The organism is Mycobacterium triplex, assembly GCF_000689255.1.
Taxonomy (GTDB): Bacteria; Actinomycetota; Actinomycetes; order Mycobacteriales; family Mycobacteriaceae; genus Mycobacterium; species Mycobacterium triplex.
Window position 1 is genome coordinate 2,781,530 of record NZ_HG964446.1, and the last position, 23,970, is coordinate 2,805,499.

At 67.3% G+C, this 23,970-nt stretch carries 21 protein-coding genes and 1 pseudogene; 15 read left to right on the forward strand and 7 right to left on the reverse strand.

All coding sequences use genetic code 11. The annotated features are described in order from the left end of the window. Window positions 1-13: 13 nt before the first annotated feature. Window positions 14-2,104 (reverse strand): transketolase, encoded by a 2,091-nt coding sequence (gene tkt / locus BN973_RS13065; RefSeq protein ID WP_036468642.1) that lies wholly within the window; start codon window positions 2,102-2,104, stop codon window positions 14-16. A 265-nt stretch (window positions 2,105-2,369) separates the two neighbouring features. Here tkt and BN973_RS13070 point away from each other — a divergent pair, with 265 nt between their 5' ends. From BN973_RS13070 to BN973_RS13080, 3 genes are all read left to right on the forward strand, one after another. After that, window positions 2,370-3,296 carry a heme o synthase gene (locus tag BN973_RS13070; protein WP_036468644.1) on the forward strand — a complete coding sequence of 309 codons (927 nt, stop codon included), beginning with the start codon at window positions 2,370-2,372 and terminating at the stop codon, window positions 3,294-3,296. Window positions 3,297-3,484: 188 nt separating this feature from the next. Continuing rightward, complete coding sequence (locus tag BN973_RS13075; RefSeq protein ID WP_139830214.1) at window positions 3,485-3,886, forward strand: hypothetical protein; 402 nt, start codon at window positions 3,485-3,487, stop codon at window positions 3,884-3,886. A 97-nt stretch (window positions 3,887-3,983) separates the two neighbouring features. Further along, entirely contained in the window at window positions 3,984-4,292 is a 309-nt protein-coding gene (locus BN973_RS13080; RefSeq protein WP_036468646.1) for a hypothetical protein, read from the forward strand. Between the two features lie 11 nt (window positions 4,293-4,303). On the opposite strand, the gene BN973_RS13085 is transcribed toward BN973_RS13080, so the two are convergent. Next, window positions 4,304-5,278 carry a quinone oxidoreductase family protein gene (locus tag BN973_RS13085; RefSeq protein ID WP_036468647.1) on the reverse strand — a complete coding sequence of 325 codons (975 nt, stop codon included), beginning with the start codon at window positions 5,276-5,278 and terminating at the stop codon, window positions 4,304-4,306. 19 nt (window positions 5,279-5,297) lie between these two features. On the opposite strand from BN973_RS13085, the gene BN973_RS13090 reads away from it, so the two are divergent. Then, the gene (locus BN973_RS13090) at window positions 5,298-5,945 is read left to right on the forward strand and encodes an ATP-grasp domain-containing protein (protein WP_036468649.1); all 648 of its coding nucleotides are present in this window, start codon (window positions 5,298-5,300) and stop codon (window positions 5,943-5,945) included. Here BN973_RS13090 and BN973_RS13095 read toward each other — a convergent pair. The 4 genes from BN973_RS13095 to mptB all read right to left on the reverse strand — a co-directional run bounded on the left by BN973_RS13095 (window position 5,895) and on the right by mptB (window position 10,418). Further along, a complete protein-coding gene (locus BN973_RS13095) occupies window positions 5,895-6,866 on the reverse strand; it encodes a COX15/CtaA family protein (RefSeq protein WP_407067581.1) in 972 nt (323 codons plus the stop codon). The genes BN973_RS13090 and BN973_RS13095 overlap by 51 nt on opposite strands. 116 nt (window positions 6,867-6,982) lie before the next feature. Next, on the reverse strand, window positions 6,983-7,768 hold the full coding sequence (locus BN973_RS13100) for an ABC transporter permease (protein ID WP_036468650.1): 786 nt from the start codon (window positions 7,766-7,768) through the stop codon (window positions 6,983-6,985). Then, a complete protein-coding gene (locus BN973_RS13105) occupies window positions 7,765-8,715 on the reverse strand; it encodes an ABC transporter ATP-binding protein (RefSeq protein ID WP_084163381.1) in 951 nt (316 codons plus the stop codon). The genes BN973_RS13100 and BN973_RS13105 overlap by 4 nt, the downstream gene beginning before the upstream one ends. After that, window positions 8,712-10,418 (reverse strand): polyprenol phosphomannose-dependent alpha 1,6 mannosyltransferase MptB, encoded by a 1,707-nt coding sequence (mptB, locus tag BN973_RS13110; protein WP_036468652.1) that lies wholly within the window; start codon window positions 10,416-10,418, stop codon window positions 8,712-8,714. Before mptB ends, BN973_RS13105 begins: the two co-directional genes overlap by 4 nt. Window positions 10,419-10,487: 69 nt before the next feature. Here mptB and BN973_RS13115 point away from each other — a divergent pair, with 69 nt between their 5' ends. The 8 genes and pseudogenes from BN973_RS13115 to BN973_RS13150 all read left to right on the forward strand — a co-directional run bounded on the left by BN973_RS13115 (window position 10,488) and on the right by BN973_RS13150 (window position 18,999). Then, a complete protein-coding gene (locus tag BN973_RS13115; protein WP_139830222.1) occupies window positions 10,488-11,279 on the forward strand; it encodes a helix-turn-helix transcriptional regulator in 792 nt (263 codons plus the stop codon). Between the two features lie 51 nt (window positions 11,280-11,330). Then, the gene (gene sufB, locus BN973_RS30485) at window positions 11,331-13,907 is read left to right on the forward strand and encodes a Fe-S cluster assembly protein SufB (protein WP_198048925.1); all 2,577 of its coding nucleotides are present in this window, start codon (window positions 11,331-11,333) and stop codon (window positions 13,905-13,907) included. Beyond that, on the forward strand, window positions 13,907-15,085 hold the full coding sequence (gene sufD / locus BN973_RS13125; RefSeq protein ID WP_036468656.1) for a Fe-S cluster assembly protein SufD: 1,179 nt from the start codon (window positions 13,907-13,909) through the stop codon (window positions 15,083-15,085). Before sufB ends, sufD begins: the two co-directional genes overlap by 1 nt. Next, window positions 15,085-15,858 (forward strand): Fe-S cluster assembly ATPase SufC, encoded by a 774-nt coding sequence (sufC, locus tag BN973_RS13130; protein WP_036468658.1) that lies wholly within the window; start codon window positions 15,085-15,087, stop codon window positions 15,856-15,858. Before sufD ends, sufC begins: the two co-directional genes overlap by 1 nt. 2 nt (window positions 15,859-15,860) lie before the next feature. After that, entirely contained in the window at window positions 15,861-17,114 is a 1,254-nt protein-coding gene (locus BN973_RS13135) for a cysteine desulfurase (protein ID WP_036468660.1), read from the forward strand. Between the two features lie 18 nt (window positions 17,115-17,132). Then, a pseudogene (gene sufU, locus BN973_RS13140) lies at window positions 17,133-17,595 on the forward strand (Fe-S cluster assembly sulfur transfer protein SufU); the annotation flags it as partial. Beyond that, window positions 17,576-17,923: a metal-sulfur cluster assembly factor gene (locus BN973_RS13145; RefSeq protein WP_036468664.1), complete on the forward strand. Its 348-nt coding sequence runs from the start codon at window positions 17,576-17,578 to the stop codon at window positions 17,921-17,923. The pseudogene sufU and the gene BN973_RS13145, both read left to right, overlap by 20 nt. A gap of 104 nt (window positions 17,924-18,027) precedes the next feature. Beyond that, window positions 18,028-18,999, forward strand: coding sequence for a YihY/virulence factor BrkB family protein (locus BN973_RS13150; RefSeq protein WP_036468665.1), 972 nt, complete (start codon window positions 18,028-18,030; stop codon window positions 18,997-18,999). A 3-nt stretch (window positions 19,000-19,002) separates the two neighbouring features. On the opposite strand, the gene BN973_RS13155 is transcribed toward BN973_RS13150, so the two are convergent. Next, window positions 19,003-20,832 (reverse strand): acyl-CoA dehydrogenase, encoded by a 1,830-nt coding sequence (locus tag BN973_RS13155; RefSeq protein ID WP_036468667.1) that lies wholly within the window; start codon window positions 20,830-20,832, stop codon window positions 19,003-19,005. Between the two features lie 227 nt (window positions 20,833-21,059). On the opposite strand from BN973_RS13155, the gene trxA reads away from it, so the two are divergent. From trxA to BN973_RS13170, 3 genes are read left to right on the forward strand one after another with little or no spacing between them, the layout of a single operon-like run. Further along, window positions 21,060-21,410, forward strand: coding sequence for a thioredoxin (gene trxA / locus BN973_RS13160; protein WP_036468669.1), 351 nt, complete (start codon window positions 21,060-21,062; stop codon window positions 21,408-21,410). A gap of 13 nt (window positions 21,411-21,423) precedes the next feature. Continuing rightward, on the forward strand, window positions 21,424-22,269 hold the full coding sequence (locus BN973_RS13165; RefSeq protein WP_198048987.1) for an enoyl-CoA hydratase: 846 nt from the start codon (window positions 21,424-21,426) through the stop codon (window positions 22,267-22,269). 21 nt (window positions 22,270-22,290) lie between these two features. Continuing rightward, complete coding sequence (locus BN973_RS13170) at window positions 22,291-23,919, forward strand: ABC-F family ATP-binding cassette domain-containing protein (protein ID WP_036468673.1); 1,629 nt, start codon at window positions 22,291-22,293, stop codon at window positions 23,917-23,919. The last annotated feature ends 51 nt before the right edge of the window (window positions 23,920-23,970 follow it).

A 23,970-nucleotide genomic window follows, 5' to 3' on the forward strand; every position in this document is an offset into this window, starting at 1 on the left:
GAATCAGCCTTTCTCAGTTGTCGACTACTTCTTCCGCGGCGGCAGCGACGGCCTCCGCGGTGAAGCCGAACTCACGGAACAATGTCTTGGCGTCGGCGGATGCCCCGTAGTGCTCGATCGAAACGATCTTGCCGGTGTCGCCGACCAGCTTGTGCCACGATTGCGCGATGCCCGCCTCGACGGCCACCCGCGCCGAGACCGACGGCGGCAGCACGCTGTCGCGGTACTCGGCCGGCTGCGACTCGAACCATTCGACACAGGGCATAGACACGACCCGCGCGATAATGTCCTTGTCCGCCAACAGCTTTGCGGCCTCTACCGCAAGCTGGACCTCGGAGCCGGTGCCGATCAGGACGACGTCGGGCTCTTCGTCGTCGATCTCGCCCAGCACGTAGCCGCCGCGCCCGACACCTTCGAAGCTGGTGCCCTCGAGCACCGGCACGCCCTGGCGGGTCAGGATCAGTCCGACCGGGCCGCTGCCGTTGCCGCGCGCCAGGATCGTGCGCCACGCGTAAGCCGTCTCGTTGGCATCGGCCGGACGCACCACCGACAGCTGGGGGATGGCCCGCAGCGCCGCCAGGTGCTCGATGGGCTGGTGGGTCGGACCGTCCTCGCCTAGACCGATCGAGTCGTGCGTCCAGACGTAGATGGTGTCGATGTCCATCAGCGAAGCCAACCGCACCGCCGGGCGCATGTAGTCCGAGAACTGCAGGAAGGTGCCGCCGTAGGCGCGGGTCGGCCCGTGCAGCACGATGCCGGACAGGATCGCGCCCATGGCGTGCTCGCGGATCCCGAAGTGCAGGGTGCGGCCGTACCAGTCGGCGGTGTAGTCCTTCGTCGTAATCGACGGTGGCCCAAACGATTTGACGCCATCCATGGTGGTGTTGTTGCTGCCAGCCAGGTCGGCCGAGCCGCCCCACAGTTCGGGGAGTTTCGGTCCCAGTGCGGACAGCACCTTGCCCGACGCCGCCCGGGTGGCCAGCGCTTTGGATCCCGGCTCCCAGTACGGGACGTCCGCGTCCCAGCCGTCGGGCAGCTTTTGGGCCAGCAGCCGGTCCAGCAGTGCCTTGCGCTCGGGTTCGCGCTGCGCCCATGCGTCGAACGACGACTGCCACTTCTGGTGGGCTTCCTTGCCCCGATCCACCAGCTTGCGGGTGTGGGCGATGACCTCGTCGCGGACCTCGAAGGTCTTGTCGGGGTCGAACCCGAGGATCTTCTTGACGGCCGCGATCTCTTCGTCGCCCAGGGCGGCGCCGTGCGCCTTGCCGGTGTTCATCAGCTTCGGCGCCGGGTAGCCGATGATGGTGCGCAGCGAGATGAACGACGGCTTGTCGACGACGGCCTTGGCGTTGGCGATGGCCTCCTCGATGCCGACGACGTTCTCGCCGCCCTCGACCTCTTGCACATGCCAGCCGTAGGCGCGGTAACGCGCGGCCGTGTCCTCACACAACGCGATGTTGGTGTCGTCCTCGATCGAGATTTCGTTGTGGTCATAGAAGACGATCAGGTTGCCCAGCTGCTGGACGGCCGCCAGCGAAGACGCCTCGGAGGTCACGCCCTCTTCGATGTCGCCGTCGGAGGCGATCACGTAGATGTAGTGATCGAACGGGCTTTCGCCGGGGGCGGCGTCCGGGTCGAACAGGCCCCGCTCGTAGCGCGCCGCCATCGCGAAGCCGACCGCCGACGCCAAGCCCTGACCCAGCGGGCCGGTGGTGATCTCCACACCCTTGGTGTGCCGGAACTCCGGATGTCCGGGCGTCTTGGATCCCCAGGTGCGCAGCGCCTCGATGTCGGACAGCTCCAGGCCGAACCCACCGAGATACAGCTGCAGGTACAGGGTCAGGCTGCTGTGGCCGGCCGACAGCACGAACCGGTCGCGGCCCAACCAATGCTCGTCGCTGGGGTCGTGGACCATCGCGCGTTGAAACAGTGTGTAGGCCAACGGCGCCAGGCTCATCGCGGTGCCGGGATGGCCGTTACCGACTTTCTGGACGGCGTCGGCGGCCAGCACCCGCACGGTGTCGACGGCGGCCGAATCGAGCTCGGTCCAATCGTCGGGGTGGTGGGGATCGGTAAGCGTGGAGATCTCTTCGAGTGTGGTCACAGACGTCAGTCCTTGGGGATGGCCGGGCGTGTTGCGCTGATCAATCCTCACCCTAGTGCGCCAGTGGCAGCGTTTGCAGTGCGGGATCGGGGGTATTCCTGCGCGCTTCCGCGGACATGACACCCGAGCGTCGCCGAGCTTGCGAGCAGTGCCGCCGTCGGGAAATTCTGTGTGAATAGACCCTGGAGGCGGAACGCGGTGCCAACGCGGTCTACCATCGTGCGTAGTAGATCCTGCGCCCCGCTGCGACCCGAGGAGTTATTGCGTGAGCGTTCGCGGGCGCCTAGAGCCAACCCGAGCGCCGAGCCGAATACGAGGCACGGTGCTGGCTTACCTGGCGCTGACGAAACCGCGCGTCATCGAGCTGCTGCTGGTCACGGCGATTCCCGCGATGTTGCTGGCTCACCGGGGTCACGTCGACCCGTTGCTGATCCTCAACACGCTGATCGGCGGGATGCTGGCCGCCGGCGGGGCGAACACGCTCAACTGCGTGGCCGACGCCGACATCGACAAGTTGATGAAGCGGACCGCGCGTCGGCCGTTGGCCCGGGCCGCGGTGCCCACGCGGAATGCCCTGGTCCTCGGGTTGCTGCTCACCGTCGGCTCGTTCTTTTGGCTCTGGTGGACGACCAACCTGCTGTCGGGCCTGCTCGCGATCGCCACGATCGCGTTCTACGTGTTCGTCTACACGTTGCTGCTCAAGCGCCGCACCTCGCAGAATGTCGTCTGGGGCGGCGCGGCGGGCTGCATGCCGGTGATGATCGGCTGGTCGGCCGTCACCGGCACCATCGGCTGGCCGGCGCTGGCGATGTTCGCGATCATCTTCTTCTGGACGCCGCCGCACACCTGGGCGCTGGCGATGCGGTACAAGGACGACTACAAGACGGCCGGCGTGCCGATGTTGCCCGCCGTTGCGACCGAGCGTCAGGTCACCAAGCAGATCCTGATCTACACCTGGCTGACCGTGCTGGCGACCATGGTGCTGGCGCTGGCCACCGGCTGGCTGTACGCGGCGGTCGCCGTGGTGGCCGGGGTCTGGTTCCTGGCGATGGCCCACCAGCTGTACGCCGGGGTCCGCGCCGGCGAGCCGGTCAAGCCGCTGCGGCTGTTCCTGCAATCGAACAACTACCTCGCGGTGGTGTTCTGCGCGCTGGCGATCGACTCGGTGATCGCCTTGCCGACGCTGCTCTGATCCCGTCGGCGTAAATCACATCCGCCACTTCGGCACCGCCGAAGTGGGCACCGTTTCTTGGGATCGGTAGCCGGCCGCCGCGGATGTGATGGCTTGGCTGATTCACATAGCCAAAACCTATGCAGCGCAAAGGACGCAGCTCAATACTGAGCCTCAGCAGCAAAGCATGCAGAAAAGGACGTGGCGCCATGGCACACCCCCACATCGTCAGGAAGGTGATCGCCGCGGCGCTGCTGTCGGGCGGTCTGGCATTGTCCGATTTCGGCCTGACCGCGGCCATCGCCGGGGCCCAGCCCGTCCCGATGCCCCTGGACGCCTGGCCCGGCTGCCCCAACGACCACCCGGCGGGGCCGTGCCACTGGTGCCCAGGGCAACCATTGCCGCCGACCGGCAACCACGTCACCAACCCGGTGGTGTGGGACAACAACATTTGCCATACCTATTACTACGTCTACTTCGGGCAAGGCAATGTGGCCCAAAACATTTGGGACGGCGAGAATCCGCCGCCGCCGCCTCCACCGCCGCCGCCGGGCCTGATCAACAAGGACAACTGCCAGCAGATTCTGGGCATCTTCTGCCCCAAGGCCTGATCGCGGCTTCTTGGGATCGGTAGCGGTGCGCCGGACGTGTACTTGACCGCAACGATTCCGATGCCCGACGACGGGCACCCGAGGAAAGGAAACACAGATGGTCACAACGGTGAAGCGGACTTTGGCCGCAGCATCGATTTCAGGCTTCGGCGCGGTGGCCGCTATGTGGCTCGCTGCCTTGGGGCCGGGCACGGCAACCGCGCATGCCGACTTCCGATGCGACCCGGTCTGCCACGGCACCTGGTGCCCGGGAGATCCGGTGTGGGGCCAGATCCGTGATCTGGCATCGCGTTGGGACATGAACACCTGCCACGAATTCCACCAGATATCGGGCTGGAATTACGCTGAGGGGCCGCTGCCGCCGGGCACGTTCGTCTGCCCACCGATCTCGTTCATGTGTCCCTGACCGTTGGGGTTCTAGGGCAGCAACACAATCGGGCCGGCGGTCTTGCGCCCCTGTAGGTCTTGATGGGCGCGTGTCGCTTCGGCCAGCGGATAGCGGCCTCCGACTTCGATGTTGATCGCCCCGCCGGCGACCGCCTCGAACAATTCGTCGGCGCGCCAGCTGAATTCCTGGCCGGTGCGCATGAAGTGGGCCAGCGTGGGGCGGGTCAGGAACACCGAGCCGGCGGCGTTGAGTCGCTGCGGATCCACCGGCGGCACGGGTCCGCTTGCGGCGCCGAACAACGCCAGGGTGCCGCGGATGGCAAGGCTGGCCAGGCTGGCGTCGAACGTGGTGGCGCCGACGCCGTCGTACACCGCCGCCACCCCGAGACCCCCGGTGAGTTCACGAATCTGCTGCCCGAACCGGGCAGGGTCGTCGGGGTAGGAGAGCACCTCGTCGGCGCCTGCCTTCTTGGACAGCGCGGCCTTCTCGGGTGTGGAGACGGTGGTGATGACCCGGACACCGAGCAGGTGCGCCCATTGCGTCAGGATCAGCCCGACGCCGCCGGCGCCGGCGTGCACCAGCACCACGTCGCCGGCCTGCACCGGATACACCGACTTCAGCAAATAGTGCGCGGTCAGGCCTTTCAGCAACGCCGAGGCCGCCACCTCGGAGCTGACACCGTCGGGCACGCTGGCGGTCAAATATGCTGGCGCAGTGACAAATTCAGCGTAGGCGCCGGACGCCGCGGCGGACACCACCCGATCACCGACCCGGAACTCTGTGACGCCCTCGCCGACGGCCGCGACGGTGCCGCACACCTCGGAACCGAGCACGAACGGCAACTCGCTCGGGTATTGCCCGGATCGGAAATAGGTATCAATGAAGTTGACGCCGATGGCCTCGGACTGGATCAGCAGCTCGCCGTGCCCCGGCGAGGGTTGGGACGTCTCGACGTAGCGCAGGACCTCGGGGCCGCCGGTTTCACTGATTTCGATTGCGTGCATGTGGATATCATGCCCGGGCATGAAGCTTGCCCGCCCGGACGTCTTCCACCCCCGCATCGTGCTGGCCGGATGTCCCCGGCATCCCGACGACGCGGGCCTGGTATCCGCGCTACGAACACGCGGGCTGCACGCGCGCTGGCTGCAGTGGGACGACCCGGAGACTGTCGGCGCCGACCTGGTGATCCTGCGCGATACCGCGGACGCCGAGCGGCGCGACGAGTTCCTCGCCTGGACCCGCCGCGTCAAGAACCTGCTGAATCCGCCCGCGGTGATCGCCTGGAATCTCGATGCGCGGTACCTCGACGACATCGAGAAGGCGGGTGTGCCAACGCTGCCCGGCGCGACGGCACAGTCGGTGTTGATCTTTCTCGGAGGGCAGCAGTCCCACGCTTGGCCGGTCGAGCCGGAGTTCGATTCGTGGGACCTCGGTTACGCCGCCATTGCCGTGGCGGCCCAACACGCCGGAATCGTCACCGGCGAGCTGTTGTACGCGCGCGTCGAGCTCAGCGGGGGCCGGGTGGCCGGGCTGGACGTGGTGGCGCCGTCGCTGGGCTGGCGGCAGCTGGACGCCGGCGAGCGCGAGCTGGCCCAGCGCGAGTTCGCGCTAAGCGTGGAGTCAGCCTGCGAGCGGTTCGGGCTCGGCCCGTTCTCGCATCGACGCCCATAGCGCCGCGGTCGCGGCCGTGCACGCGGCGGCACCCGCGACGTGGACGGCGACCAAAACGGCGGGAACACCGGTGAAGTACTGCGTGGTGCCGACGGCGGCTTGCGCGCACACCAGCACCAGCAGCACGCCCAGCCGCAGCATGATGGCCCGCGTCGCGCCGACTGCCAGCAGCCCGAAGCCCAGCCCGACCAACAGCGTGAGATAGGAGACCAGCAGCGTCGAGTGCATGTGCACCAGCGTGGTGATCTCGACCTTCAGCCGCGGCACCGTCCGGCTGGGGCTGCGGTCTCCGGCGTGCGGGCCGGCGGCGGTCACCAGCGTGCCGGTGACCAGCACCACTGCCAGGTTCATTCCGGTCAGCGCGGTGAGCAGGCGCAGCGGCTTGGCCACGCGCTCGTGCACCACGCCGTCATCGGGCTCGCCGACCTTGACGTAGAGCAGCACCGACAGCCACACCATCGTCATCGACACCAGCAGGTGAATGGCCACCGTCCACCACAGCAGCCCGGTGCGCACCGTGATGCCGCCGATCACGGCCTGGACCACCGTCGACACCGGCATCAGCCACGCGTAGGCCAGCACCTCGGCCCGCCGGCGCGCCCGGTAGACCGCCAGCACGGCCAGCGCGGCGGTGACCACCACCGCGAGGCTGAACATCCGGTTGCCGAACTCGACGGCCTGATGCACCCGCGGCACCTCGGCGACCGCGACGGGGACGAAACTGCCCGGGAAACACTGTGGCCAGGTGGGACAGCCCAACCCCGACGCGGTGACCCGCACGATCGAGCCGGTGACGGCGATACCGCCCTGGGACAAAATCACGGTGGCGGCGATGATCCGCTGGACGCGCAGGCTGGGGTCGGGGAGCAGGTCCACCAGCCGCATCAGCACTCGTCTCGCCACCGCCCGATCGTAGGCCAACGACAACTACGACCTGTAGTACAGGTCTATGTGCGCCGAAACTTAACCCACGTACATCCGCCGCGGCGGGTCGTGTGCATGGTTTATGTGTCGCGGTCGGCGGGGTCGAAAGGGCGTCAGGTGAAGCGGAACCAGCGCAGTGCGCCCAGCGCGGCCACCGCGCCCCACGCCGCCAGGACGACGACGCCGAACCAGTCGACCGACAGCGTCATCGCCTGCGACAGCGCCTCGGTCAGCGCGCCGGACGGGGTGAGCCGGGCCGCCCACTTGACGGCCGTCGGGATCATGTTCGTCTCGAGGGTCAGCGCGCCCAGTCCGGCGAAGACGAACCACATCAGGTTGGCCACGGCCAGCACGATCTCGGCCCGCAGCGTCCCGCCCAGCAGCAGCCCGAGGGCCGCAAACCCCGCGGTGCCCAGCGCGATGACCGCCGCGCCCATGGCGAGAGCCAGCGGGGCCGGCCGCCACCCCAGCGCAAAACCGATGGCGCCCAAAATGATTGCCTGTAAGAACACGACGGTGATCACCGCCAGCGATTTGCCGGCAATGATGCCCCATACCGGAAGTGGCGTGGCCCCAAGCCGTTTCAACGCCCCGTACCTGCGGTCGAACGCGATGGCGATCGCCTGCCCGGTGAATGCCGTCGAGATCAGCGCCAGCGCCATGATGGCCGGCACGAACGTCGCGGCGCGGTTGTGGCCGAACGAGCCAAACGGCAGCAGCGTCAATCCGACCAGCAGCGTGATCGGGATGAACATGGTCAGCAGCAGCTGTTCGCCGTTGCGCAGCAACAGTTTCAGCTCGAGCCCGAATTGGGCGGCAAGCATCTTGGGCACCGCGCTCGGGCGCGGGTCGGGGGTGAAGGTTCCCGGGGGGAACGCCGGGGTATTGGTGTCGGTCACGATCGTAACTTCCGGCCGGTGAGTTCCAGGAACACATCTTCGAGGCTGCGTTGCTCGACGCGCATATCGGTTGCCAGCACGTTGATTTGGGCGCACCATGCCGTCACGGTCGCCAGCACCTGCGGGTCGACCGGGCCCTCGACCAGGTATTCGCCCGGTGTCACCTCGGTGGCCTTGTAGTCCTCGGGTAGTGCAGAAGCCAAGAGCGACAAGTCAAGTCGCGGCGGCGCGGTGAACCGCAGCTGGTCCTTCGCGCCGGAGCGCATCAGCTCGGTCGGGGTGCCCTCCGCCACCGTCGCCCCGCGGTCGATGATGACGATCCGATCGGCGAGCTCCTGGGCCTCCTTGAGCTGATGCGTGGTGAGCACCACCGTCACGCCGTCGCGGCGCAGTGCGTCGATCAGTTCCCAGACCAGCAGCCGGGCATGCGCGTCCATGCCGGCGGTGGGCTCGTCGAGGAAAACCAGTTCGGGACGCCCGACCAGCGCGCAGGCCAGCGCGAGCCGTTGTTGCTGCCCGCCGGAGAGCCGCCGGTAGGTGGTGCGGGCGGCATCCGTGAGGCCCAGGGTGGCCAGCAGCCACTGCGGGTCCAGCGGGTCGGCCGCGTACGAGGCCACCAGATTGAGCATTTCGCCGGCGCGGGCCGCCGGATAACCGCCGCCGCCCTGCAGCATCACCCCGATGCGCGCGCGCAGCCGGGCGTTGTCGGCGACCGGGTCGAGCCCCAGCACCTCGATCGTGCCGGCATCCGGGCGCACGAAGCCCTCGCACATCTCGACCGTCGTCGTCTTGCCGGCGCCGTTGGGGCCCAGCAGCGCCAGCACCTCGGCGGCGTGCACTTCCAGATCGAGGTTGGACACAGCTGTCGTCGAGCCGTACTGCTTACTCACCCCGCGCAGCCGCACCACTGTTTCGGGGGCTTGGGGGACATGCTGGCCCGAACTCACGTCGAGTCAGCGTAGGCGTCGGGTGCCGCCTCGGATCGAGGGGTGGCCCGCGGGGCCTGGACCGGCGCGGGGGTCTCGGCGCCGGGCGCCCCGTCGCCGTTGTCGTTCGACTGCAGCGGTCGCCAGGGCAGCCGGGTGTAGGTCAGCGCGATCAGCACGGCCATCACGGCGGCGCTGGCCAGGGTGGCATCCAGGATCTGGAACAGCGCAAACCGGTCGCCGTTGGCCGTCGGACCGAAGATGCCGACGACGAGCGTGATCACGATGACCGTCTCGCGGAAGCCGGTGCGGGTCGCCCAGCAGGCCAGCGGAATGATCGCCCACAGCAGATACCAGGGCTGTACGACGGGAAACAGCATCACGCAAATGCCCAGCGCGACGCCCAGGCCGCCGATCGGGTGCAGCCGGCCGCGGAACACCGCGTACAGCAACCAGCTGACCAGCACCATGATGATCAGCACGCCGATGAAACGGGTCAGGGCCAGCACGGCGGTGGTGTGATCGCCCAGACCCAGCAGGATCCCCACCTGCCCGGTGGCCAGGGCCAGCAGCGTCGGCGGAGACATCCAGCTGCGCACGACGTTGGCGGTGCCGAGGGTGAACATCCAGCCGAATCCGAGTCCGCTGGCCCAGCCCACCAAGGCCATGACCGCCAGCGACAACGACCCGATCCCGCCGCCGGCCAGCAGCAGCGCCCGCAGGTTGCCGCCGCAGCGGTAGGCCAGCGCCATCGTCACGAAGCCCAGCGCCAGCAACGACGGCAGTTTCACCTGCGAGGACAGCGTGATCAGGATGGAGCCGGCCAGCAGCATGCCCAGCGGCTCCCAGTCGGGGCCGAGCCGGCGCCACGAGGTGGGCCACAGCCGGGGCGAATCGATGCCGCGCAGCGCATATTCGGCCCCGATCAGCATCAACCCGAGCATCAGCGCCTCGTTGTGGATGCCCGCGACCAGATGCATCAGCAGCAGCGGGTTGGCCACGCCCAGCCACAGCGCGCTGACCTCGGCGACGCCGCAGCGCCGGGCCAGCCGCGGCACGGCCCACACGATCATCGCCACCCCGGCCAGCACCACCAGGCGGTGGCAGAGCACGGCGGCGACGATGTTCTCACCGGTCAGGGCCGAGATGCCGCGCCCGATCCACAAGAACAACGGACCGTAGGGCGCCGGCGTCTCCCGCCACACGCTGGGCACCGACAGGGTGAAGACGTGGCCGAGACCGAGCCCGGACGCGGGACCGACCTGGTAGGGGTCGAGCCCCTCGAGCGAGATCTGGCTCTGCGCCAGGTAGGAGTAGACGTCCTTGCTGTACATCGGCGGCGCGATCAGCAGCGGCAGCATCCACAGCACCAGGGTGCGATCCAGCTCGCCGCGCGACATCTGCCGGTTGCCCAGCGCGAACCGGCCCAGCATCAACCAGGCCAGCGCCATCATGACCGCCCCGACCGTGGTCATGGTCAACGACACCGTCTGGATCCGGGACGGCAGGTTCAGCAGCCGCACGCCGAACGTGGGGTCCTGCACGACGGGACGGGCCCCGGCGCCCAGCGCGCCGATCCCCATCAGGACCGTGCCGGTGGCGCCGAACAGCCGGGTGCGCCGTAGTGCGGTGAGTTCGGTCTCATTGAGCGGTGAGCCCACGGGCCTCTCGTCGCCGTGCAACGCGGCGATCGACGAGCTCAGCGAGTGGTGGCGCTCTGCCATCAGTGCAGCGTAGCGGCATGTCGGGAAGTCGCGGCCCGGTGCTCGCGGTGCGCTCGGCACGACGCGGCACTGAGGGCAGCCTTGCTAGACCGAATTCCGGAATTGCGTCACACTGGTGTTGTGAAAATCCGAACCACCGAGGAAGCCGTCGCCGCGCCCGCAACCGGCGCGGTGGCTCCTACCGTGCTGCCGGATGGTCACACCCGCCGCGCCATCGTGCGGCTGCTGCTGGAATCCGGGTCGATCACCGTCAGCGAGATCTGTGACCGGCTGGGTCTGGCCGCCGCCGGTGTGCGCCGTCACCTGGACGCGCTGATCGAAGCGGGCGACGCGGAATCGGCCGCCGCCGCGGCATGGCAGCAGGCCGGACGCGGGCGCCCCGCCAAGCGTTTCCGGTTGACGGCGGCCGGGCGGGCCAAGCTCGACCACGCCTACGACGACCTGGCGGTCGCGGCGATGCGCCAACTGCGTGAGATCGGCGGACAGGGCGCGCTGCAGACGTTCGCCCGACGGCGCATCGACACGATCCTGGCCGACGTGGAGCCCGCCGACAGTGCCGCCGACGCCGACGTCGAGGCCGCCGCCGAGCGGGTGGCCGGCGCGCTGACCAAGGCCGGCTACGTCGCCACCACGACCCGGGTGGGTCCGCCGCTGCACGGCGTGCAGATCTGCCAGCACCACTGCCCGGTATCGCATGTCGCCGAGGAATTCCCGGAGTTGTGCGAAGCCGAGCGGGAGGCGATGGCCGAAGTCCTCGGTACCCACGTGCAACGGCTGGCGACGATCGTCAACGGCGACTGCGCCTGTACCACCCATGTGCCGCTCGCACCGGTTGCGAGCAAGGCAGCAAGCAAGACCTAGCATCAAGCGGCGCCCAGCCCGCGCCAGCACCGACACCGAAGGAGCGTCCGAATGACACTCACGCCAGAGGCCACGCCCGCTGCGCCGTTGACCCAGGAGCAGGCGATCGAATCGCTGGGCAAGTACGGCTACGGCTGGTCGGACTCCGACGTCGCGGGTGCCAGCGCCCAGCGAGGCCTGTCCGAGGCGGTCGTCCGCGACATCTCGGCGAAGAAGAACGAGCCGGAGTGGATGCTGCAGAGCCGGCTGAAGGCGCTGCGTATCTTCGACCGCAAGCCGATGCCGCACTGGGGCTCCAACCTCGAGGGCATCGACTTCGACAACATCAAGTACTTCGTGCGCTCCACCGAGAAGCAGGCGGCCTCCTGGGAGGACCTGCCCGAGGACATCCGCAACACCTACGACCGGCTGGGCATCCCCGAGGCGGAGAAGCAGCGCCTGGTCGCCGGTGTGGCCGCGCAGTACGAGTGCTTGGCGGGGGAAACCCTGGTGTGGACGGCCAATCGTGGGCAGGTCCCGATCAAGCAGATCGAGTCGGGTGACCGGGTCTTCGCGTACGACGAGGACGCCGAGCGATTCATCGTGGCACCGGTCAAGGCGTCGGCGCAGACGGACACGCGGCTGACCTACGCTGTCAAAACGACCCGTCGCAGCATCCGCGCTACCGACAACCACCCGATGCTAGTGCTGCGCGACGAGCGCAAGCCGGGTCGACAGCGCGCCCGGTACGTCCGGCGGTGGGTCACGGTGGGCGAGCTCAACCCGGGCGACTTCATCGCGGTCCCCAGGGCAATTCCGGACGCAGGTGTGGCCGCTCAACTTCCGGGTGTTGCCGGATTGACTTCCCCCACGGTCAGTTCAACCGACCTGATGTGGCTGCTCGGCCTTTACATCGGCGACGGGAACCTGCATCTGTCGACAAAGACGTATCGTGTGCAGTTCGCCATCCCCGCAACGGATGTCGAGGTCCGGGCCGAGTTGACCCGGGTGGTCAAGGACCTGTTCGGCTTGCGCTGCATCGACGCCGATGAGTACCGCGTGGTAGTGAACTCCAAAGCGCTGACCGAGTGGATAGTGCAAGTGGGCTTTGGTGGCGTGTCGCTGACTAAGCATGTGCCGGACTGGGTCTACGGATTGCCGATCGATCAGCGGCTGGCTTTTCTCGGTGGATGGGTCGACGCCGACGGCTATGTGGGACCTGCCAATAGCGGTTCGGTGCTTTTGACGTGCGCCAACGAATCATTGTTGGGTCAGGCGCGTGAATTGGCCGAACTGTCGGGTTTGCGCGCGGGTGGGCCGTGGTCGTTCACCCAGCCCTATCGGCACGCTCCGGAGCGCATGCAAATCGCTTGGAGGCTAGGCATCTCCGGCGATTTCGAGCGCCTGGGATGCCGTAACCCCAAGCGGACCGCGCGCTTCGGCCGTCGCCGCTACATGCACTCTTCCAACGGAGCGCACGGAACCACCATCCGGGCGCACTGTAACGATTGGCTCGGCTTTGAGCGGGTCAAGTCCGTCGAACCGTATTTGGTCGAGCCGGTTTACGACATAGAGGTCGACGGCCCGCACAACTTCATCGCCGAAGGCCTGGTGGTGCACAACTCCGAGGTTGTTTACCACCAGATCCGTGAGGACCTGGAGAGCCAGGGCGTCATCTTCCTCGACACCGACAGCGGGCTGCGGGAGCACCCGGAGATCTTCAAGCAGTACTTCGGCAGCGTGATCCCGGCCGGCGACAACAAGTTCTCCGCGCTGAATACCGCTGTGTGGTCGGGTGGTTCGTTCATCTACGTGCCGCCGGGCGTGCACGTCGACATCCCGCTGCAGGCTTACTTCCGGATCAACACCGAGAACATGGGCCAGTTCGAGCGGACACTGATCATCGTCGACGAGGGCGCCTACGTGCACTACGTCGAGGGCTGTACGGCGCCGATCTACAAGAGCGACTCGCTGCACTCCGCGGTGGTCGAGATCATCGTGAAGCCCGGTGGCCGTTGCCGTTACACGACCATCCAGAACTGGTCGAACAACGTCTACAACCTGGTCACCAAGCGGGCCCGCGCCGAAGCCGGCGCCACCATGGAGTGGGTCGACGGCAACATCGGCTCCAAGGTCACGATGAAGTACCCGGCGGTCTGGATGACCGGCGAGTACGCCAAGGGCGAGGTGCTCTCGGTGGCGTTCGCCGGCGAGGGCCAGCACCAGGACACCGGTGCCAAGATGCTGCACCTGGCGCCCAACACGTCGAGCAACATCGTCTCCAAGTCGGTGGCACGCGGCGGTGGCCGCGCGTCCTACCGCGGCCTGGTGCAGGTGAACAAGGGCGCCCACGGGTCGCGCTCCAGCGTGAAATGCGATGCGCTGCTTGTCGATACGGTCAGCCGCAGCGACACCTACCCGTACGTCGACATCCGCGAGGACGACGTGACGATGGGTCACGAGGCCACCGTGTCCAAGGTCAGCGAGGACCAGCTGTTCTACCTGATGAGCCGCGGCATGACCGAGGACGAGGCGATGGCGATGGTGGTTCGCGGCTTCGTCGAGCCGATCGCCAAGGAACTGCCGATGGAATACGCACTGGAGCTCAATCGGCTGATCGAGCTGCAGATGGAAGGTGCTGTCGGATAGTGGTTCAGAATCTCACTGAAGCTGCCGAAGGGATCATCAAGAACAAGGGCGAGCAGTTCAGTTCGTTTGATGTCGACGCCTTCGAGGTGCCCGGCGGCCGCGACGAGCTGTGGCGATTCACCCCGCTGAAGCGGTTGCGCGGCCTGCACGACGGCTCTGCCGTCGCCAACGGTAAGGCCACGATCACGGTCGACGAGCAGCCCGGCGTGCGGACCGAAACCGTGCGCCGCGGCGACGAGCGACTGGGGCAGGGCGGCGTCCCCGCCGACCGCGTTGCGGCCCAAGCGTTCTCGTCGTTCAACTCCGCGACGGTGGTGACGGTGGCGCGCGACACCGAGGTCGCCAAGCCGATCGAGATCGCCGTCACCGGGCCCGGCGAGGGCGCGGTCGCCTACGGGCACCTGCAGATCCGCGTCGAGGAACTCGCCCGCGCCATCGTCGTCATCGACCTGCGCGGCAGCGGCACCTATGCCGACAACGTCGAGATCATCGTCGGCGATGCGGCCGCCCTCGGGGTGATCTGGATCGCCGACTGGGCCGACGACATGGTCCACGTCAGCGCGCATCACGCACGGCTGGGCAAGGATTCGGTGCTCGGCCACGTCAACGTGACGCTCGGCGGCGACCTGGTTCGCACCTCGACGACGGTGCGTTTCACCGCCCCGGGCGGCGACGCGCAGCTGCTCGGCACCTACTTCGCCGACGACGGCCAGCACTTCGAATCCCGGTTGCTCGTCGACCACGCGTACCCCAACTGCCGCTCGGACGTGTTGTACAAGGGTGCGCTGCAAGGCGATCCGGACTCCAAGCGGCCCGACGCCCACACGGTATGGATCGGCGATGTACTGATCCGCGCGGAGGCCACCGGCACCGACACGTATGAGGCGAACCGCAATCTGGTGCTGACCGACGGTGCCCGCGCCGACTCGGTGCCCAATCTCGAAATTGAGACGGGCGAGATCGTCGGCGCCGGACACGCAAGTGCCACGGGAAGATTCGACGACGAGCAGGTGTTCTATCTACGTGCTCGCGGCATCCCGGAAGACCAGGCCCGCAGGCTGATCGTGCGCGGCTTTTTCGCCGAGATCATCCAGAAGATCGCCGTGGCTTCCGTGCGGGATCGGCTGACCGAGGCCATCGAACACGAACTTGAGTTAACCGAAGGAATCAAGAACTGATGACCACGCTCGAAGTCAAGGATCTGCACGTCAGCGTCTCGCCCGCCAATGAGGCCGAGGCCATCGGAATCCTCAAAGGTGTTGATCTCACCGTGAAGTCGGGGGAGACGCACGCGCTGATGGGCCCGAACGGGTCCGGCAAGTCCACCCTGTCCTACGCGATCGCCGGGCACCCGAAATACGAGGTGACGTCCGGCTCGATCACGCTGGACGGCACCGACGTGCTGGCGATGAGCGTCGACGAACGGGCGCGGGCCGGCTTGTTCCTCGCCATGCAATACCCGATCGAGGTGCCCGGGGTGTCGATGTCGAACTTCCTGCGCACCGCCGCCGCGGCCGTGCGCGGTGAGGCACCGAAGCTGCGGCACTGGGTCAAGGAAGTCAAGGGCGCGATGGACGATCTCGGGATCGATCCGGCGTTCTCCGAACGCAGTGTGAACGAAGGCTTTTCCGGCGGTGAGAAGAAGCGCCACGAGATCCTGCAGCTGTCGCTGCTCAAGCCCAAGATCGCGATCCTCGACGAGACCGACTCCGGGCTGGACGTCGACGCGCTGCGGGTGGTCAGCGAGGGCGTGAACCGCTACGCCGAAGCCGAGCACGGCGGTGTCCTGCTGATCACCCATTACACCCGAATCCTGCGCTACATCCAGCCGCAGTTCGTGCACGTTTTCGTCGGCGGGCGCATCGTCGAGGCTGGCGGCCCCGAACTGGCCGACGAGCTCGAAGAGCATGGCTACGAGCGCTTCACACAATCGGCTGCCACGGGGGCGTAACGATGTCGGCCTCCGTGACTCCACTGGATCTCGCGGCGATCCGTGCCGATTTCCCGATCCTGAAGCGCATCATGCGCAGCGGAAACCAGTTGGCGTACCTGGATTCCGGCGCGACGTCCCAGCGCCCGTTGCAGGTGCTCGACGCCGAACGGGAATTCCTGCTGACGTCCAACGGCGCGGTGCACCGCGGCGCGCACCAGTTGATGGAAGAGGCCACCGACGCCTACGAGCAGGGCCGGGCCGACATCGCGGCATTCGTCGGTGCCGACGCGCAAGAGCTGATCTTCACCAAGAACGCCACCGAATCGCTCAACCTGGTGTCCTACGTGCTGGGCGACCAGCGATTCGACCGCGCCGTCGGTGAGGGTGACGTCATCGTCATCACCGAGCTCGAACACCACGCCAACCTGGTTCCGTGGCAGGAACTGGCCCGGCGCACCGGGGCCACGCTCCGCTGGTACGGCGTGACCGACGACGGGCGCATCGACCTGGACTCGCTGGAACTCGACGAGCGGGTCAAAGTCGTTGCGTTCAGCCATCATTCGAACGTCACCGGCGCGGTGGCGCCGGTGGCCGAGTTGGTCGCCCGGGCCAAGGCGGTGGGTGCGCTGACCGTGCTGGACGCCTGCCAGTCGGTGCCGCACGAGCGGGTGGGCTTCCATGCCCTCGACGTCGACTTTGGCGCGTTTTCCGGCCATAAGATGCTGGGCCCCAACGGAATCGGGGTGCTTTACGGGCGGCGTGAATTGCTCGAGGAGTTGCCGCCGTTCATCACCGGCGGTTCGATGATCGAGACGGTCACGATGGAGGCCACCACGTACGCCGCGCCCCCGCAGCGATTCGAGGCCGGTACCCCGATGACCTCTCAGGTCGTCGGCTTGGCCGCGGCCGCGCGCTACCTCGGCGCCATCGGGATGGACGCCGTGCAAGCCCACGAGCACGAGCTGGTTGCCGCGGCACTCGAGGGGCTGTCCGGTATCGACGCCGTGCGCATCATCGGGCCGACGTCGATGGAAAACCGTGGCTCCCCGGTCGCCTTCGTCGTCGACGGCGTGCACGCCCACGACGTCGGGCAGGTGCTCGACGACGAGGGCGTCGCGGTGCGGGTCGGCCATCACTGCGCGTTGCCGCTGCATCGCCGGTTCGGGGTGGCCGCCACGGCGCGGGCGTCGTTCGCCGTCTACAACACCGCCGAAGAGGTCGACCGGCTGGTGGCCGGTGTGCGTCGGGCGACAGAATTCTTCGGCGGAGTGTGAGCCGTGCGCCTGGAGCAGATGTATCAGGACGTGATCCTCGATCACTACAAGCACCCGCAGCACCGCGGTCTGCGCGAGCCGTTCGGCGCGCAGGTGTACCACGTCAACCCGATCTGTGGCGACGAGGTCACGCTGCGGGTGACGTTGTCCGACGACGGCCAGACCGTCGCCGACGTTTCCTATGACGGCCAAGGCTGTTCGATCAGCCAGGCGGCCACCTCGGTGCTCACCCAGCAGGTGATCGGCCAGAGCGTGGGGGAGGCGCTGAAGACCATCACCGCGTTCACCGAAATGGTGTCCTCGCGCGGAACGGTCGAAGGCGACGAGGACGTCCTGGGCGACGGCATCGCCTTCGCCGGAGTTGCCAAGTACCCGGCCCGGGTGAAATGTGCTCTGCTGGGGTGGATGGCGTGCAAAGACGCACTGGCCCAGGCCAGCCATGCTTTCGAGGAGGACCAACGATGAGCGAAACCACCGCACCCGACCAGGAATTCATCGCCGACCTCGAGGAGGCGATGCGCGACGTCGTCGACCCCGAACTGGGGATCAACGTGGTCGATCTGGGGCTGGTCTACGGCCTCGACGTCGAAGACGGCGACGGGGGAAAGGTCGCGACCATCGACATGACGCTGACGTCGGCGGCCTGTCCGCTGACCGATGTGATCGAAGACCAGTCGCGCAGCGCGCTGGTCGGCAGCGGTCTGGTCAGCGACCTGCGGATCAACTGGGTCTGGAACCCGCCGTGGGGACCGGACAAGATCACCGAGGAGGGCCGCGAACAGCTGCGCGCCCTCGGCTTCACCGTCTGACCGCACGGATTCGGCCGCCCGGGCGGTTGGCCGCCGTCGAATCGGGGTATGCCCCGCCCATCGTTCGATTGGGTGTCGGTTTCCGGGGGGATGAGTGATCGGCGATGGTCGGCTGGCTGGACGATTTGCAGCAACGCAACCGCGGCGCGAGTGTGACCGTCGCCGTCATCTACAAATACCTCGATGACCAAGGCGGCTACCTGGCCGCACTGATCACCTACTACGGCTTCGTGTCGCTATTTCCGATGCTGCTGCTGTTGACCACGGGGCTGGGGGTGGTGCTCGCCGGCCGCCCCGATCTGCAAGAGCAGGTGCTGCACAGCGCGCTGAGCCAGTTCCCGGTGATCGGCAGTCAGCTGCATCAGCCCGAGGGGCTGAGCGGGGGGACGGTCGCCGTCGTCGTCGGAATCCTCGGTGCGCTCTACGGTGGTCTGGGCGTCGGCCAGTCCGTGCAGAACGCGATGGACTCGGTGTGGGCCGTGCCGAAGAACAAGCGCCCCAACCCGATTCGGGCCCGCGTGCGCAGTTTCGGTTTGCTGTTCGTTCTCGGCTCGGCGGTGATCGCGGCCACCGTGCTGTCCGGGATCGCGCAGACGACCGCGGAATTGGGTGTCTTCGGAAAGATCGGTGTCACGCTGACCGCCGTGGCGATCAACGCGCTGATCTGTCTGGTGGCCTTCCGGGTGACCACCGCAAGAGAACTCACCTACCGGCAGGTGCTACCGGGAGCCGTTGCGGCAGCGTTCATTTGGCAGATACTGCAGTGGTTCGGCGCCGGCTATATCCAGCACACCGTCAAGACGGCCAGCGCCACCAACAGCATTTTCGCGTTGGTGCTGGGTCTGCTTGCCTTCCTGTATCTGGTGTCGACGGCGCTGGTGCTGTGCGCCGAGCTGAACGTCGTCCTGGTCGAGCGGCTGTACCCGCGGGCCTTGCTCGGCGCGTTCAGCGACGACGCCGAACTCACCCCGGCCGATCGGCGGACCTACGCGAAGGGGGCGAAAGTCGAACGCGTCAAACGGCTCGAGCGGGTGATCGTCAGGTTCAACGACGTCAACAGGCCCGTGACGCCGTAGCGCTCAGAACGCCTCTTCGGAAATCCGCATCACGTCGTCGTCGATGGATTCGATGACCCGGCGCAGCGCGGAAAGTTTCGGCAGCATGTTCTTGGCGAAGAACGCCGACGTCGCGATCTTGCCCTGGTAGAACGCCCTGTCCTGGTCGCCGGGATTGTCGGCCAGTGCGGCGTGCGCGACCCCGGCGCCCACCAGCAACCGCCAGCCGATCAGCAGGTCGCCGACCGCGAGCAGGTAGCGCACCGAACCGAGCCCCACCTTGTAGATCTCCGTCGGATGCTGCGTCGCGGACATCAGGTAGCCGGTCAACGCGCCCGTCATCGCCGTGACCTCGTCGAGCGCGGATTGCACCGCCTGCGCTTGGGATTTCAGCGCCTCGTCGCAGTCGTCGATGGTCTGGCTGATCTGCGCCGTGACGAACTGCAGGGCCGCGCCGTGGTCGCGGACGATCTTGCGGAAGAAGAAGTCCAGGGCCTGGATCGCGGTGGTGCCCTCGTAGAGCGAGTCGATCTTGGAATCGCGGATGTACTGCTCCAGCGGGTAGTCCTGCAGGAAACCGGAGCCGCCCAGCGTCTGCAACGACTCGGTCAGGATCTCGTATGCCCGCTCGGAACTGACCCCCTTGACGATCGGCAGCAGCAGATCGTCGACCCGGTGCGCCATCTCGTGATCGGCGCCCGAAACTTGTTGTGCGAGAGCATCATCCTGATGTGCGGCGGCGTACATGTAGAGCGCCCGCAACCCTTCGGCGTAGGCCTTCTGGGTCATCAAACTGCGGCGCACGTCGGGGTGGTGCATGATCGTGACCCGCGGCGCGGCCTTGTCGGTCATCTGGGTCAGATCGGCGCCCTGCACCCGCTCCTTGGCGTAGGCCAGCGCATTGAGGTATCCGGTGGAAAGGGTGCCGGCGGCCTTGACGCCGATCGTCATGCGCGCGTGCTCGATCACGGTGAACATCTGCGCGATCCCGTTGTGCACGCCGCCGACCAGATACCCCACCGCGGGCACATCCGTGGCGCCGAAGGTCAGCTCGCAGGTGGGGGAGGACTTGATGCCCATCTTGTGTTCCAGCCCCGTGACGAAAACGCCGTTGCGGGCGCCGAGTTCGAACGTGTCGGGGTCGAAAAGGTAGTTGGGCACGTAGAACAGGCTCAGCCCCTTGGTGCCGGGTCCGGCACCCTCCGGGCGAGCCAGCACCAGATGAAACACGTTGTCGGCGGTGTCACCCACGTCACCTCCGGAGATGAACCGCTTGACCCCCTCGATGTGCCAGGTGCCGTCCGGTTGCGCGATGGCCTTGCTGCGGCCCGCGCCGACGTCGGAACCCGCATCGGGCTCGGTGAGCACCATCGTGGCGGCCCAGCCGCGTTCGACGCCCTCTGCCGCCCAACGCTTCTGCTCCTCGTCGCCCTCCGCGTAAAGCGCTTGCGCCATAAAGGGACCCAGGCAGAAGAAGCTCGCGGACGGATTGGCGCAGAAGATCATTTCGTTGACCGCCCACGCCAGCGGGGGCGGCGCGGGCATGCCACCGATCTCCTCGGCCAGGCCCAGCCGCCACCACTCGGCGTCCTTGATCGCCTGCACGGTCTTGGCCAATTCCGGTGCCACGCTGATCGTGTGCGTGTCGGGATCGAACACCGGCGGGTTGCGGTCGGCGAACGCGAACGTTTCGGCGACCGGGCCTTCGGCCAGGCGAGCGGCTTCGGACAGAATGGTCCGCACCGTGTCGGCGTCCAGCTCGCTGTACTGCCCGGCACCGAGAACCTCGCCTACCTCGAGAACTTCGAAGATGTTGAACTCGAGATCACGGACGTTAGCGATGTAGTGGCCCAAAACATCTCCCTCGATTGGTGCATCAGCCCTAAGTCTGTCCGAGCACCGAAAACCTCCGCAACCGTAACCTCGGCGCACCGGCGGTCGTGGCCCGCAAACGAAAACCCAACTGTTCATTGGGAAGCCGTTGCACTGGCCAATTGCCGCTGACGGGAGCAGTATGGGGGTGCGCTAATGGTCGACATTCGCGCGGGAACATCCGAGCAGGACCGGGCGTTAGGCCAAATGTGACAACACAGGATCTCACTGCGGAGCAGTTCAACGCGACCATCGAGAACAACGACATCGTGCTGGTCGACTTCTGGGCTTCCTGGTGCGGGCCATGCCGCCAGTTCGGGCCGACTTTTCACGCGTCGTCGGAGAAACACCCGGACATCGTGCACGCCAAGGTCGACACCGAGGCCGAACAACAGCTGGCCGCCGCCGCCCAGATCCGCTCCATCCCGACGCTGATGGCGTTCAAGAAGGGCAAGCTGCTGTTCAACCAGCCGGGCGCACTGCCGCCGGCGGCCCTGGAGGATCTGGTGCAGCAAATCAGGGACTTCGACGTCGAGGCTGCTCAACCAGACCAATCCTGACGCGCGCCGCCGAATAGGTCGCCGGCTTCGGTCGCGATACCGTGCACGGGTGAGTTTGGTACTCGTCGAACACGCGCGGCCCGGCGTGGCCCTGATCACCCTCAACAGGCCCGAGCGGATGAATTCCATGGCGTTCGACGTCATGGTGCCGCTGAAAGCGGCCCTGGAAGAGGTCACCTACGACAACTCCGTGCGGGTGGTCGTGCTGACCGGGGCGGGTCGGGGGTTCTCCTCGGGCGCCGATCACAAATCCGCGGGCACGGTGCCGAATGTGGACGGGCTGACCCGCCCGACGTACGCGCTGCGCTCCATGGAGGTTCTCGACGACGTGATCCTGGCGCTGCGGCGTATGCACCAGCCGGTCATCGCCGCGGTGAACGGCGCGGCCATCGGCGGTGGGTTGTGCCTGGCCCTGGCCGCCGATATCCGGGTGGCCTCCACCAGCGCCTATTTCCGGGCCGCCGGCATCAACAACGGGTTGACGGCCAGCGAGCTGGGCCTGTCCTACCTGCTGCCCCGGGCGATCGGAGCGTCGCGGGCCTTCGAGATCATGCTCACCGGTCGCGACGTCAGCGCCGAGGAGGCCGAGCGCATCGGGCTGGTGTCCTGCCGGGTGCCCGACGACCAGCTGCTGGACACCTGCTACGCGATCGCCGCGCGGATCGCCGCGTTCTCCCGGCCCGGAGTCGAGTTGACCAAGCGCACACTGTGGAGTGGGCTGGACGCCGGTAGCCTGGAAGGACACATGCAAGCCGAAGGCTTGGGACAGCTTTTCGTCCGTCTGCTCACCGCCAACTTCGAAGAAGCGGTTGCCGCGCGCGCCGAGCGGCGGCCCCCGGTGTTCACCGACGACAAATAGCGTGCGACAAGGAGAGCGATCGTGATCACGGCTACGGACCTCGAGGTCCGCGCTGGCGCGCGCATCTTGCTCTCACCCGACGGCCCCGACCTCCGGATCCAGCCCGGCGACCGCATCGGGCTGGTCGGGCGCAACGGAGCGGGCAAGACCACGACCCTGCGCATCCTGGCCGGGGAAAGCGAACCGTACGCCGGATCGGTCACCCGCAGCGGCGAAATCGGTTACCTGCCACAGGATCCCAAGGAGGGCGACCTCGATGTGCTGGCCCGCGACCGGGTACTGTCGGCCCGCGGGTTGGACGTCCTGCTCACCGATCTGGAGAAGCAGCAGGCGTTGATGGCCGAGGTCGCCGACGACGAAGCGCGCGACCGCGCGATCCGGCGCTACGGCCAGCTGGAGGAGCGGTTCGTCGCGCTGGGCGGCTACGGCGCCGAGAGCGAAGCCGGCCGCATCTGCGCGAGTCTCGGTCTGCCGGAACGTGTCATGACGCAGCAACTGCGCACCCTGTCGGGTGGTCAACGCCGCCGGGTGGAGCTGGCGCGCATCCTGTTCGCCGCCTCCGACACCGGCGCGGGTTCGTCGACCACGCTGCTGCTCGACGAACCGACCAACCACCTCGACGCGGATTCGCTTGGCTGGCTGCGGGATTTCTTGCGGTCGCACACCGGTGGCCTGGTGGTGATCAGCCACAACGTCGAATTGCTCGCCGACGTCGTCAACCGGGTCTGGTTTCTCGACGCCGTGCGCGGCGAGGTCGACGTCTACAACATGACCTGGCAGAAGTATCTGGACGCCCGGGCCACGGACGAACAGCGCCGTCGCCGCGAACGCGCGAATGCCGAGCGCAAGGCCGCCGCGCTGCGTACGCAGGCGGCCAAGCTGGGCGCTAAGGCCACCAAAGCCGTTGCGGCCCAAAACATGTTGCGGCGTGCCGATCGGATGATGGCCTCCCTCGACGAGGAACGCGTCGCCGACAGGGTGGCCCGGATCAAGTTCCCCACCCCGGCCGCGTGCGGGCGCACCCCGCTGGTGGCCAAGGGGCTGAGCAAGTCCTACGGATCGCTCGAGGTGTTCACCGGGGTCGACCTGGCGATCGACCGGGGTTCGCGGGTGGTGGTGCTGGGGCTCAACGGCGCGGGCAAGACGACGCTGCTGCGCCTGCTGGCCGGCGTCGAGACGCCCGACACCGGCGGGCTGGAGCCCGGACACGGTTTGCGGCTGGGCTATTTCGCGCAGGAGCACGACACGATCGACAACGACGCGACTGTGTGGGAGAACACCCGGCACGCCGCACCCGAGTCGGGGGAGCAAGACCTGCGCGGGCTGCTCGGAGCGTTCATGTTCAGCGGCCCGCAGCTCGACCAGCCGGCGGGCACCCTGTCCGGTGGCGAGAAGACGCGGCTGGCGTTGGCCGGCCTGGTGGCTTCCACGGCGAATGTATTGCTGCTCGACGAACCGACGAACAACCTCGACCCCGCGTCGCGGGAACAGGTGCTCGACGCGCTGCGGAGCTATCAGGGCGCGGTGGTGTTGGTGACCCACGATCCGGGGGCGGCCGAAGCCCTGGACCCGCAACGCGTGGTCCTGTTGCCCGACGGCACCGAGGACTATTGGTCCGAGGAGTATCGGGATCTGATCGAACTCGCTTGAGCGCTACAACTCATCGCACGCGAATTCGGCGAAATCGACACGCGTATGACA